Below are 12,223 nucleotides of genomic sequence, written 5' to 3' on the forward strand. Positions count from 1 at the left end.
GCAGGGATTCTGGATGAGAGCGATGCTGGTAGATGACGAGCAAATGCCGTTGCTTCATTTGAAAAAAATGTTGGAGTGCGACATGGATGAAATCGATGTGATCGAAACGTTCACCGACCCTTCAAAGGCGCTTGAGCGGGCAAAAGCGCTGCAGCCGGATGTCGTATTTTTGGACATCAACATGCCTCAGATGAATGGCCTGGAAGTGGGGGAGCGTCTTCAGGCGGTGCTACCTGCGGCTGAGATTGTGTTCGTGACCGGCTACGATAAATATGCGGTGGACGCCTTCGATCTTTGCGCGCTCGATTATGTCATGAAGCCGGTTCAGCTGACACGTTTGCAAAAAACGATACAGCGGCTCAAAGAACGCATCAAAGGCACGCAGCCGAAACCGGCGGAAATCAAGCCTGCTGAACCAGAACCGCTGCTTCGCATCAACTGTTTCACCCGCATTGAACTGCAGATACCAGGAACGAAGCCGCAATCCATCAAATGGCGGACGGCCAAAGCGCGGGAGCTGTTCGCCTACTTGCTCCATCACCGGAATCGGATGGTCGCACATGACACGCTGCTCGAACGGTTCTGGACCGATTGTGATGCGGCAAAAGGCATGACGCAGCTGTACACGACGATCTATTTGATTCGGCAAACGCTCAAGCGGTGCGGGTTGGCGTCCTTCCTTTCGATCAATCGCGAAAATCTCGAGACCGGCTACAAGCTGTCGGTCGATGCGGCACGTTTCGAAACGGAAGAATGGGAACACTCGGTCAAACAGGCAGGCACCCTCAGGTCGGGCAACCGGCATGTTTTCGAACAGCTGCTGGAGCGATATACGGGCGATTACTACGGTGACTATGAGTATATATGGGCCGAGCATGAACGGGAACGATTGCGGCGGCTGTGGCTGCAGCTTGCCCAACAGCTGGGCCGATTTTATCGCGAGCACAGGATGCTGCAGGAGGCAATCGGCATCCAGCTGCGCATTCAGCAATTGCACCCTTTCGATGAGGAGAGCTACATGACGCTGATGAAGCTGTATGATGCGACGGGCAACAGAGCGGCTGTAGACGAACAGTATTCACTGCTTGCGAGCAGGTGGCAATCGGAGCTGGATTCGGCAGTGAATGAGGAGATCAAGAAATGGTACGCACAATGGAAGCTTGCGCAAGGTGCGGTCCATGAAGAAAGAGAATAGCGGCAAAGCGGCGCCTGGCATTCGGGCGTCGTTTTTTGGTTTGCATGTCGGCGGCTCATCGACTTGTGAAAAATTTACCATAGATTTACGTACTCTCCACAAGAAAACTAGCGTTCATTGCGTAAAGTTTAGGAGAGAGTCAAATCTTCCGGCATTCGACATAAGGGGGGCCATGTCGCTTGAGTATAAAGAGCAAGCTCATTTTCGGATTTGCCACTGTTTTGCTGCTGTTGATTCTGATTAGCAGCCTCTCGTATCTGATTCTCGCCAAGGCAGGGGAACAAGCGGAAGTGATCGAAGGGAAATGGATGCCTGGCGTGTCGGTGCTCGGGAAAATTCAAACGGAAGTCTCCAACATCGCCCGCATCGTGCTGGAAATCACGCTCGAATCGCAGCCTGACCATATTGACGCCAAAAAGGAGCTTCTTCAGGCTTCCATGACGCAGCTGGACAAGTACCGCAAACAGTATGAAGCGATGATGGATACGGCAGAACAAAAGAAACTCTATCAGGCATTCGGGGAAAACTGGGCGGAGTTCAGCGCCAAAGTGCCGGAAATTATTGATAAATCGCAGCTGGGGGATACGCTTTTTGCCAATCTCGATTACCTCACAATCCATCCGAAATGGGAGGAAGCCAGCCAAATTGTGCAAAAGCTGGTCGACATCAACGAAAAAGGAGCATACGCTTCGACGCGTTCATCCGTTGCTTCCGCCAAATCAGCGGTGGTTTGGATCGGCGTCTTGTCCGTGACGGCGATCTTGGTGGGAGTAGCCCTGGCCCTCCTGCTCTCCTGGCAAATTACCCGTCCGCTGAAAAAGCTGCAGCGGGAGTTGGGCGAGCTTGCCGCTAACGGCGGCGACCTCACCCGCCAGATTCAGATCAACAGCAAGGATGAACTGGGGGCGTTGGCGAGAGCCGTCAACGACTTTTTGGCGAATCTCCGCGTCATCGTATCGCACATTTTGGCGCAGGAAGGACGCATCGTCGATCTCGCCACGTTTTTGTCTGATCGGGCGAGCTACTCCCATGAAACGGGCAAGCAAATTGCCTATACATTGAATGAAATGGCAGCAGGGTCCGTCAAGCTATCGGAGCATGCGACAGACATATACAGCAAAATGGAGGGCACACAGCAAAAGGTGATGGCCGGTTTTCAAAAAGCGGAGGATACGGTAACAAGCGCGCAAACCTCCACCTTTGTCGCGACGGAAGGGATGCGGTCGATGAAGGTGGCGATCGACCATTTGATGGTGATCAACCAGATGAACGCCGGGTCCTCCCGGTCGATCCGGCTGCTTGAGGCGCGGTCCAATGAAATCGGTGGCATCGTGACGACGATCAAGGAGATTTCCAAGCAAACGAATCTTCTCGCCTTAAACGCAGCGATCGAGGCGGCACGGGCCGGATCGCATGGCAAAGGCTTTGCTGTGGTCGCAGACGAGGTGCGCAACCTGGCAGAGGAGACGAAACAGGCGGCCGAACAGATCGCCAGACTCATCCATACGATGCAAGACGAGATCAGCACAACCGTTTTCGCGATGGAGGAAAATATCCATTCGATTGACGATCAGGTGAAGATGATTGAAAAAGGCGGGGAGGCACTGCATCAAATCGTCCGCCATGTGGAGCAAACAGAGCGGGACGCCGAGCAAATGCGTGCCATCTATGCCGAATTGAATCACGATTCGCGCATGGTGCTGGATCAGGTCGAGGAAATTTCGGGCATTATGGAGCAGGCCGCTGCGGGTTCCCAGCAAATCGCAACGATTACGGATGAACAGCTCCTCACCATGGATGCGATATTCCATAACGCGCTGGAATTCAAAGAACTGGCGGGCAAGCTGCGGGCGGAAGTCAGCAAATTTGTGGTTCAATAATAGAAAAAAGCCGGGGCCGCTAAACCCCGGCTTTTTTTAGCCGATGATGACGAATGCTGCTTCACCTGCTGGAGAGGTTCTCGTACGGAACAAAACGCCAGCGCTGTTAAACGTAGTAATGACGATCGGCGAACGGAGCGGCGTGCGGAGGCGGGAGAATACCGCTACACCGAAGCTGTCAAAACGAGTGGCCTGGATGAAGGTTCCATCCAAAAAGCGCGCGACCGCAAAAAAGCCGGTCGTGTCAAAAGGAACGCCATTCCCATTGCACCATACGACGGTGAACCGTCTGAAGCGTTGGGTAGGACGGACCAGGTTTTTCAGCCTGGCGACACTGATCCGTTTCACGGGTCCTTTCAATCGAGTGGGGCGAGGACGAACTGCCATCATAATCACCTCCTCATTGTTGCTTCTCTATTAGATGCAGAGGGTGCTGGCTTGGACAGTGCGATGAACTAGTTTTGAAAAAATGGGAAATGCGACCAAGCGCGAGGGAGGTTTGACGGTCCGGGGGAGGGTGCTATAATCGGTTTATATGGAACGATTCGCAGGTACGGAAAAAAATAGAGTGGCTGTTTTGGGGAGGACCGAGTGGTAACGATCAAAGATGTGGCAAAGTTAGCGGGAGTTGCTGTTTCGACCGCATCCAATGCGCTAAACGGCAAATATGGCGTAAAGCCCGAGACGCAGAGGCGCGTGATGGAAGCCGCCAGACAGCTGAATTATTTTCCAAGTCCGATCGCAAAAGGCTTGGTGACCAACAGCACGCGCAATGTCAGCATCGTCGTCTGCGGGCCATCTGCTTGCGAGCTGATCGCGAACCCCGTTACGTTTGACGTAATGACCGCGATCGCCACCGAGCTCGGGGGGCGCGGCTATCACGCGATGCTTTCGATCGTGCGCATGGAGGAAGAGGAGGAAGCGGTCAGCAGAATTATTCTGAGCCGCTCGGCCGACGCTTTGATTTTGATCGGCACACAGCGAAGTGACGCTGATTTGGCCCGCCTGCTCGAAGCGAGCGCCATTCCCTCGCTTGTCGTCATTCGCGGGATTGCCGGTGACCATGCCTTCGCGGTATCGATTGATAACCATCTGTGCGGATACATGGCGACGCGTTATTTGCTCGAGATGGGGCATATCCGCATCGGCTTTGTCGGCGCTACTCCCGGTCTGGGCTTGGCGGAGGAACGACTGAACGGCTATCGGGATGCTTTGGCGGAGGCGGGCATTGCTTTCGACGAATCGCTGGTGGTAGAGGGCGAATACGATCAGCAATCAGGCTTGAATGGCGTGCGGCAGTTGCTGCGGCAATCACCGCGTCGACCAACAGCCATTTTTGCCGCCAATGATTTGATGGCGCTCGGCGCGATGGAGGCGCTCAGACAGGAAGGGCTCCGCATACCGGAGGATGTATCGCTCATCGGCTGCGATAATATCCCGAATTTGCATTTGCTGCGGGTTCCCTTGACGACCATCGCCATTCCGTTTGCCGAAATCGGTCGATTGGCTGCGAAGAAGATCATTGGAACATTGGAAGGGACGGACCGATTGCCGGATCAGAGCGTGCTTGTGCCTGAGCTGCGCATCCGAGAGTCTGTAAAGCGCTTGGAATAAAACCCGTTTTCCCGGTTGGGGATGCGGGTTTTTCGATTCATCCAACCATGTTTTCTCACAAATAAAATTCAAATTTTCCCTTGACATTCTCCTGAAATATTTCTCCTGTAGGCTATGAATTGTAAGGGAGATCACTTCTCCTGAAAAATACTTAAAGGAGTTTGGTCAGAATGAAAAAAGTAGTTTCGAAAATTATGGCAGCAGCAATCGTATTAACCGCGTTGGCACCAACCGCATCTTCTTTTGCGGCAACGAACGATACAACGACAACCACACAAGCGAAAGCTGTGCATCAAAAATTCGGACAAACCGCTGAAGATCGAAAAGCGAATCAAGAAGAACTCTTGAAAATCATCGCGAAATACAGCCCGGATTTGACGGAAGACTTCCAGGCGATTTTTGAAAAAATGGACAGCCTGAAAGATCGCAAAGGTCCGGAGCTGGACGATGCAACCAAGCAGAAGCTGGATGAGATCAAGGCGCAGGTAGAAGCGGGCACGCTGACGAAAGAGGAAGCACAGGCAGAAATCGAAAAATTGGGCATCAAATTCTTTGGTCATAGAGGCGGCGATTTCGGCGGCAAACAGCTTGATGACGCGACGAAACAAAAAGTAGAAGACATCAAAGCGCAAGAAAAAGCTGGTACGTTGACAAAAGAAGAAGCGAAAGCCGAGCTGGAAAAACTTGGTTTGACGTTCCATGATCGCAAAGACGGCGATTTCGGCGGCCAACAGCTCGATGACGCGACGAAACAAAAATTGGAAGAGATCAAAGCCCAAGAAAAAGCCGGCACGCTGACAAAAGAGGAAGCAAAAGCCGAAATCGAGAAACTCGGGATCACATTCCCTGAGCACAAAGGCAATGGCATCGGCGATCTGGAGAAACAAGTGAAAGATGCGGCGGCTGCGGATGACGCAGACAAAGTGAAGGAACTGCTGACTGAACTGTTGACCAAACTGCAAAGCATTCCACAACCGCCAGCACAAGACCAAGCTGCTGAATAATCAGCAAGCGGTCCAACGGCAGGACGAAAGCGACAGAAACCACACACCCGGAAATCCTCGATTGACATCGGGGATTTTCGTGTATAATGGCGGTAAGAAATGAGGGGAGAGCCAATGAAAAGCATCTTGATCGTCGAAGATGAACTGACGATTTCGCGTGTGCTGAAAGCATATTTGGAAAAGGCCGATTTTCACGTGGAGCAAGCTTTCACCGGTGATGAAGCCTTGCAAAAGTTCGATGCGATCAACCCGAGCCTCGTGCTGCTCGATGTCATGCTCCCCGGGCAAAACGGCTGGAGCATTTTGCAATACATCCGCGAAAAAAGCGCCTGTCCCGTCATCATGCTGACGGCGCTCGGCCAGATTAACCAAAAGCTGAACGGGCTGAACCAAGGGGCCGACGATTACATGACCAAGCCTTTCATCGCAGAAGAGGTGGTCGCACGGGTAAAAGCCGTGCTGCGCCGCTCCACCCAAGTGATGGAGGCCGATGAAACCAAGTATTTCGGCAGCTTGAAGGTCGATTTCGTCGCACACACGGTAACGCTGCACGGAATCGAGTTGAATTTTAATCCGCGCGAGCTGTCGCTGTTTTTGTTCCTTGCGCAAAATCAAAATCAAATGTTTTCCCGCGAGCAGCTGATCGAAAATGTATGGGGCATGGATTACGAGGGTAGCGACCGCGCCGTAGACTTGGCGATCACACGAATCAGACGAACGCTGCAAAACTGGCCCGTCTCTGAAGGGGAAATTCGCACGTATCGGGGATTGGGGTATAAATTTTGTGTCTATGAGTAAACAAAAGCGCACATCTCTCTTAAACTATTGGACGACCCGCTACCTCATCACACTGGTCATCGGATTGGTTGTGTTTGGCGTCGTCGCGACCTTATGGATCAATTATAGCGAAAAACAGCGGCGCCTCGATGTCATGCGGTTTATGGCAGCCGAAATCTCGGAACGGATCGTTGACGAAAACGGCCGAATCGAAGTCGGGCCGTTTTTAAAGCCGATTTTTGACAGGCAGCGAGCCTTTTTGCAATTCGATGGACAGCCCTTTTTGATGGTTCTTGATAAAAATAATCAGGTCGTGCTGACCAATCCGCCGCGCAAGTTTCCTGACGAATTGATCGGCAACATCGACAAGCTGCTGCAAAACGACCAGACTGTCGATCAAATCACGATGCACCATGGCGAGCAAATGTACGTGGTGAAGCGTAAAATCGAAAGCAACAACCAGACGATCGGCTGGGTCGTGCTGATGTCGCCGGAAAAAGACATCAAGCGCAATCTCGGCGATTATCAGCTGCTTTTTGTCATGCTCGGGGCGCTTGCTTTGCTCGGGTGGGTCGTCATTTACCTCTTGACGCGCAAGCTGGCCAAGCCGATCAAGGAAGTGGTCAACGCCGCCAAGCAGATTGTGGCGGGAAACTATGACATTCATCTGGACAAAGACAGCAAGGAAAAGGAACTGTTTGAGCTTGTCCACTCCTTTAAAGAAATGGCCGATCGACTGGGGCATCTGGAAATGATGCGGACCGAGCTTTTGGCTGGCGTGACACATGAACTGAAGACGCCGGTCACCTCGATCAGCGGCTTGGTTCAGGCGGTGCGCGACGAGATCGTCACCGGGGATGAGGCAAAGGAATTCCTCGATATATGTTCCAAGGAAACCAACAAGCTGCGCAAAATGGTCGAAGATTTGCTGGAATTCAACACATTTGCAGTCGGTGAAATCACCATTCACAAAGAAACGCTGAACATCAACTCACTGGTGCAGGAGATCACGTACCAGTGGCACATCATGCAGGACGACAATGCGATTCAGCTGGAAAAAACGATTCCGGCCGTAACCATCACAGCGGCAACCGATGCGCTGCGGGTTCAGCAAATTTTGTATAACTTGCTGAACAACGCCAAGCAGGCGATAAAAGACGACGGCAAGATCGAGGTCCGCCTCTACGAAGCAGATGGGCAAATCTGCATCGATGTGCAGGACAACGGCTCCGGCATCCCGCCCGAAGAACAAACGATGATCTTCGAAAAGTTTTACCGCGGCGAGGAAAAAAAACACAAAGTCCGCGGCCTCGGCTTGGGCCTCCCCTTCAGCAGATTAATGGCCCAAGCGCTGGGCGGCACACTCGCATTGAAGGAAAGCTCCCCAGCAGGCACGACATTCACGCTGCGCCTGCCAAAAGAAGAATAAAGCAAGTGAGACAATATGAAGCAATGATACCCATATTGTCTTTTTTCTTTCTTTGAATCTACTATTTTTTTGTTTTTCTATCTTGATCCCCAAAAATTCCAAAGCAGGGACAGCAGCCAGGGATTCGGGAAAAAAGCGGCGCGCAGCCTTTAGCATGCGACCCAGGCTGTGCAGAAAAAAAGGAACGTCTTTCGCGCAGCATACCTCCTGAGATACTTCCGCCGCGCAGCGAGTGGCATTGATGCGCGGTTCCTTTTTTTCTGCAGAGCCGGACACCCCGCCCCCCAGCAGGCATGCTAACGGCGGAGCGACGCTTTTTCCTTCTTTGAATCTACTATTTTTTTGTTTTTCTATCTTGATCCCCAAAATTCCAAAGGAGGGGACAGCAGCCAGGGATTCGGGAAAAAAGCGGCGCGCAGCCTTTAGCATGCGACCCAGGCTGTGCAGAAAAAAAGGAACGTCTTTCGCGCAGCATACTTCCTGAGATACACCCGCCGCGCAGCGAGTGGCATTGATGCGCGGTTCCTTTTTTTCTGCAGAGCCGGACACCCCGCCCCCCAGCAGGCATGCTAACGGCGGAGCGACGCTTTTTTCCCGAATCCCCTCGCCTCCACCAATCAAACTCACCCCACCCCCTGCTTTGGAAATCCCCCCCTTCCCCCTTTTGACATTCTCCTGAAACAAATCTGACGTACAGTTACATCAAGAACGATTCATACACCCGATGCGTGTTGGAAGGAGAAAGCAAAAATGGCTGAAGCAATTAGGGGGAACCTACCTACCATTTTACAATCGAAAAAACGAAAAAGGCTGATCATCAGTCTGATTTGCGTCGCCCTGTTTCTGGCGGGGAGCTATTATGTCTATCGAATCATGACGACTACAACGACCAATACGTTTATGCAGCTGGCCACGGTGAAGCGGGGAGATGTGACGGAATCGGTCACTTCATCCGGTACGGTGCAGGCATCCAAGCGGATCTCTCTTTCGCCATCCGATGAGACGGCAACCCTCACGGCGATCAACGTCAAAGTTGGCGACCATGTAAAAGCGGGCCAAGTTCTCGCGACGCTGGATGATACGAACAGCAAGGTGAAGGTAAAGGCGGCGGAGGCGAACCTGCTCTCGGCAAAGGCGAAGCTCGATGACGCCAAAAAAACCAAAACCGCTGCCGAAATGGCCGCGCTGCAAGCGAATGTCACCAAAGCGCAAGCGGCACTCGATTCGGCGAAGAGCGGCTTTGACATCAAAAAAGCGCAAAATGATGTGACCAAGTCAAAAGCGAACCTGCAAGATGCGCAAAACAATTTTGACACGCAGAAAAAGCTGTATGACGCAGGGATCATTTCCAAAAGCGAATACGATCAGGCCGTGAAAAGCCTGGATCAAGCCAAAATCGATTATGACAACACGATGTTGCAAAGCACGCAGACCCAGGCGCAGGCGAAGAGCAGCCTGCAGGAAGCGCAAGCGAATTACGAGACGGCGGTACAGGAATTAAACGACGCCAAACAAGGTCCGGAAGTGTCGGCGATTCAGACGGCGCAAGCAGCGGTCGAACAGGCGGAAGCGAATTTGCAGGAGGAGAAAACGACCCTCAAGTCGCTGTCGATCGTTGCACCGATGGACGGCGTCATCGTGCAAGTGAACGGAAACATGGGCGAAGCTCCGTCGAAACCGTTCATCATCATGGACAACTCCAATTCCGGCAGCATGGAAGTGCTGGCGCAAATCAGCGAAAGCGACATCGGCAAAGTGAAGGAAGGATTGGACGCGACGTTTACATCCAGCACCTATGAGGACAAGACGTTCACAGGAAAAGTCTCGCTGGTTTATCCGGAGGCGAGCACGGAATCGAACGTCACGACCTACAAAGTGCTGCTGACGGTCGACAATAAAGAAGGCTTGCTGAAAACCGGCATGACAACAAATGTGACGATTGTGGTCGGCACGCACAAAGACGTGCTGTATGTTCCGGCAGCCGCATTGAAAACGCAGGGCGGCAAAGACGGGGTCTACCTTTCCACTACGTCAACGGGAACGACGGCCTCAGGAAATACTGGATCAACAACAGGAACGCAGCAGGAGAATGGGAAGTCCAGAAGCAGCAGAATCGGCAACTTCCCGTATCGCTTCAAGGAAGTGAAAATCGGGTACTACAGCTCCAATATGGTAGAAATCACCTCAGGGCTGGAAGAAGGCCAGCAAGTCGTGCTGACGATGGAAAACACCTCGGGTTCATCTGGCTCAAGCTCGCGCCAAAACCAGGGCGGAATGCCTGGAATGGGCGGTTTTGGCGGAGGAGGCTTTGGCGGAGGCGGCTTCAGCGGAGGTGGCAACTTTGGCGGCGGGGGCAGCTCGAGAGGAAGGAACTAGAATGAAGACGGTTATCGAAATCGAAGAGCTGAAAAAAATCTATACGATTGGCGATCAGGAAATCCAGGCGCTGCGCGGCGTGAATCTGACCATTGAAGAAGGCGATTTCGTCGCGATCATGGGGCCGTCCGGCTCCGGGAAATCCTCGATGATGAACGTAATCGGCTGTCTGGATAAGCCGACATCGGGAGAGTTTTACCTGGACGGTTTTCCGGTCTCCGAGGCGCATGATGATGATTTGGCGGTCATCCGCAATCAGAAAATCGGATTCGTCTTTCAAAATTTCAATCTGCTTCCGCGTACGTCCGCTGTGGAAAATGTGGAGCTGCCCCTGCTGTACGGGGGCGTCTCCGCAAAGGAGCGGCGCGAGCGGGCGATCGCTTCGCTGGTCAGCGTGGGGCTGGGCAATCGGCTGCACAACAAGCCGAACGAACTGTCAGGCGGTCAGCAGCAACGGGTATCGATCGCGCGGGCGCTGGTCAACAATCCGGTGATCCTGCTCGCGGATGAGCCGACAGGGGCGCTCGATACGCGAACCAGCATCGAAATCATGAACATATTCCAGCAGCTGAATGAAGCGGGGAAAACGATTATTCTCGTCACCCATGAGCCGGATATTGCGGAATATGCCAAACGAATCGTGCGGTTCCGCGACGGACAGATTATTGCAAATGAATTGGTTACCCAGAGACGATGGGCCCATCTTGAGGAAGTGAGCACATGAATTTCGCGGAAAGCATACGGGTTTCCTTGCGAAGCATCAGAACGAATAAATTGCGCGCATTTTTGACTATGCTGGGCATTATCATCGGGGTTTCCGCCGTGATCGCGATGGTTTCCATCGGGCAAGGCGCACAGGCAAACGTCGCCTCGCAGATCAACGGGCTGGGCAGCAACCTGTTGATCGTCATGCCTGGTCAGGCGAAGCAGGGCGGAGTCAGCTTGGGCCAAGGCTCGATGAACACGCTCAAGCTCGCGGACGTTGAAGCATTGGAGAAAAACGAGTCGATCGCAGGCGTGGCGCCAAGCGTGAATGGCCGGGGCCAGCTCGTGTGGAAAAGCAAAAACTATTCGACGTCCCTGGAAGGAACCAACGAATCGTTTCCACAGGTGCGCAATGCCGAGGTGCAGCAGGGGAGATTTTTTAACCATTTTGAAGTGAAGGGCCTCGCCAATGTGGCGGTGATCGGATCGGAAATCGTTACCAATCTGTTCGGAGACAGCAGCGTCAATCCGATCGGCCAAACGATCCAGATCAACAAGATTCCGTTTGAGATCATCGGCGTCTTGAAAAGCCAGGGCAGCTCAGGCATGACAAACAATGACGACAAGGTGATTATTCCGATTACGACAGCCATGAGCCGTGTGACCGGAGGCAGAAACATCAGTACCCTCTATGTCTCGGCATCGTCTTCCGACATGATGCAGAAAGCGCAGTACGACATTCAAAATACGCTGCGTGTCGCGCACAATTTGCGTCCTCGCCAGGAAGATGACTTCCAGATCCGGTCGCAGACGGATATTTTGACGACTGCGCAAGGCGTGAGCAGTGTCATGACGGCGCTGTTGTCGGGGATCGCAGCGATTTCCCTCGTGGTTGGCGGCATCGGGATCATGAACATCATGCTCGTCTCCGTGACGGAACGGACGCGAGAAATCGGGATTCGCAAAGCGATTGGGGCCAAGCGGAGCGATATTTTGCGGCAGTTTTTGATTGAATCGGTGACGTTGAGCCTGTTGGGCGGCATTGTGGGCATCCTGGTGGGAATCGGAGCGGCGTATTTGGTTGGGAAGCTGGCCAGCATGACGATTGCTATCAGCTTTGCACCCGTCTTTTACGCGTTCATGTCATCCATGATCGTCGGCGTCGTGTTCGGGGTGTATCCGGCAAGAAAAGCGGCGCAGCTCAAGCCGATCGATGCATTGCGCTATGAGTAAGAAGGGAGCC

The 12,223-nt window shown here is 52.9% G+C and carries 11 protein-coding genes; 9 read left to right on the forward strand and 2 right to left on the reverse strand.

Annotated features, from left to right (window positions below):
• Positions 1 to 13 precede the first annotated feature (13 nt).
• The gene (locus tag ACTID9_RS05105) at positions 14 to 1,195 is read left to right on the forward strand and encodes a response regulator (RefSeq protein ID WP_441070169.1); all 1,182 of its coding nucleotides are present in this window, start codon (positions 14 to 16) and stop codon (positions 1,193 to 1,195) included.
• A gap of 179 nt (positions 1,196 to 1,374) precedes the next feature.
• The gene (locus ACTID9_RS05110) at positions 1,375 to 3,075 is read left to right on the forward strand and encodes a methyl-accepting chemotaxis protein (protein ID WP_441070170.1); all 1,701 of its coding nucleotides are present in this window, start codon (positions 1,375 to 1,377) and stop codon (positions 3,073 to 3,075) included.
• Positions 3,076 to 3,111: 36 nt separating this feature from the next.
• On the opposite strand, the gene ACTID9_RS05115 is transcribed toward ACTID9_RS05110, so the two are convergent.
• Positions 3,112 to 3,465, reverse strand: coding sequence for a hypothetical protein (locus ACTID9_RS05115; protein WP_441070171.1), 354 nt, complete (start codon positions 3,463 to 3,465; stop codon positions 3,112 to 3,114).
• Positions 3,466 to 3,666: 201 nt separating this feature from the next.
• On the opposite strand from ACTID9_RS05115, the gene ACTID9_RS05120 reads away from it, so the two are divergent.
• The 4 genes from ACTID9_RS05120 to ACTID9_RS05135 all read left to right on the forward strand — a co-directional run bounded on the left by ACTID9_RS05120 (position 3,667) and on the right by ACTID9_RS05135 (position 7,899).
• Positions 3,667 to 4,689 carry a LacI family DNA-binding transcriptional regulator gene (locus tag ACTID9_RS05120; protein ID WP_441070172.1) on the forward strand — a complete coding sequence of 341 codons (1,023 nt, stop codon included), beginning with the start codon at positions 3,667 to 3,669 and terminating at the stop codon, positions 4,687 to 4,689.
• A 170-nt stretch (positions 4,690 to 4,859) separates the two neighbouring features.
• Positions 4,860 to 5,693, forward strand: a complete 834-nt coding sequence (locus ACTID9_RS05125) for a hypothetical protein (protein WP_441070173.1) — start codon at positions 4,860 to 4,862, stop codon at positions 5,691 to 5,693.
• A gap of 114 nt (positions 5,694 to 5,807) precedes the next feature.
• On the forward strand, positions 5,808 to 6,491 hold the full coding sequence (locus ACTID9_RS05130) for a response regulator transcription factor (RefSeq protein WP_441070174.1): 684 nt from the start codon (positions 5,808 to 5,810) through the stop codon (positions 6,489 to 6,491).
• Positions 6,484 to 7,899: a HAMP domain-containing sensor histidine kinase gene (locus ACTID9_RS05135; RefSeq protein ID WP_441072421.1), complete on the forward strand. Its 1,416-nt coding sequence runs from the start codon at positions 6,484 to 6,486 to the stop codon at positions 7,897 to 7,899. Before ACTID9_RS05130 ends, ACTID9_RS05135 begins: the two co-directional genes overlap by 8 nt.
• Here the strand turns inward: ACTID9_RS05135 and ACTID9_RS05140 are convergent.
• Entirely contained in the window at positions 7,807 to 8,526 is a 720-nt protein-coding gene (locus tag ACTID9_RS05140; RefSeq protein WP_441070175.1) for a hypothetical protein, read from the reverse strand. The two genes, ACTID9_RS05135 and ACTID9_RS05140, sit on opposite strands and share 93 nt — an antisense overlap.
• A 123-nt stretch (positions 8,527 to 8,649) precedes the next feature.
• Between ACTID9_RS05140 and ACTID9_RS05145 the strand changes: the two genes are divergently transcribed.
• Genes ACTID9_RS05145 through ACTID9_RS05155 form a run of 3 tightly spaced genes read left to right on the forward strand, consistent with a single transcriptional unit; the run spans position 8,650 to position 12,213 of the window.
• Positions 8,650 to 10,275, forward strand: a complete 1,626-nt coding sequence (locus ACTID9_RS05145; RefSeq protein ID WP_441070176.1) for an efflux RND transporter periplasmic adaptor subunit — start codon at positions 8,650 to 8,652, stop codon at positions 10,273 to 10,275.
• Position 10,276: 1 nt separating this feature from the next.
• Entirely contained in the window at positions 10,277 to 10,999 is a 723-nt protein-coding gene (locus ACTID9_RS05150; protein WP_122918205.1) for an ABC transporter ATP-binding protein, read from the forward strand.
• Complete coding sequence (locus ACTID9_RS05155; protein WP_441070177.1) at positions 10,996 to 12,213, forward strand: ABC transporter permease; 1,218 nt, start codon at positions 10,996 to 10,998, stop codon at positions 12,211 to 12,213. Before ACTID9_RS05150 ends, ACTID9_RS05155 begins: the two co-directional genes overlap by 4 nt.
• Positions 12,214 to 12,223: the final 10 nt, after the last annotated feature.

This window comes from Brevibacillus fluminis, assembly GCF_052072235.1.
Classification (GTDB): Bacteria; Bacillota; Bacilli; order Brevibacillales; family Brevibacillaceae; genus Brevibacillus_D; species Brevibacillus_D fluminis_A.

Coding starts and splice junctions, on each gene's coding strand:
- ACTID9_RS05105 (WP_441070169.1), top strand. CDS start 14: ATGAGAGCGATGCTGGTAGATGACGAGCAAATGCCGTTGCTTCATTTG.
- ACTID9_RS05115 (WP_441070171.1), bottom strand. CDS start 3,465: ATGATGGCAGTTCGTCCTCGCCCCACTCGATTGAAAGGACCCGTGAAA.
- ACTID9_RS05125 (WP_441070173.1), top strand. CDS start 4,860: ATGAAAAAAGTAGTTTCGAAAATTATGGCAGCAGCAATCGTATTAACC.
- ACTID9_RS05130 (WP_441070174.1), top strand. CDS start 5,808: ATGAAAAGCATCTTGATCGTCGAAGATGAACTGACGATTTCGCGTGTG.
- ACTID9_RS05135 (WP_441072421.1), top strand. CDS start 6,484: ATGAGTAAACAAAAGCGCACATCTCTCTTAAACTATTGGACGACCCGC.
- ACTID9_RS05145 (WP_441070176.1), top strand. CDS start 8,650: ATGGCTGAAGCAATTAGGGGGAACCTACCTACCATTTTACAATCGAAA.
- ACTID9_RS05150 (WP_122918205.1), top strand. CDS start 10,277: ATGAAGACGGTTATCGAAATCGAAGAGCTGAAAAAAATCTATACGATT.
- ACTID9_RS05155 (WP_441070177.1), top strand. CDS start 10,996: ATGAATTTCGCGGAAAGCATACGGGTTTCCTTGCGAAGCATCAGAACG.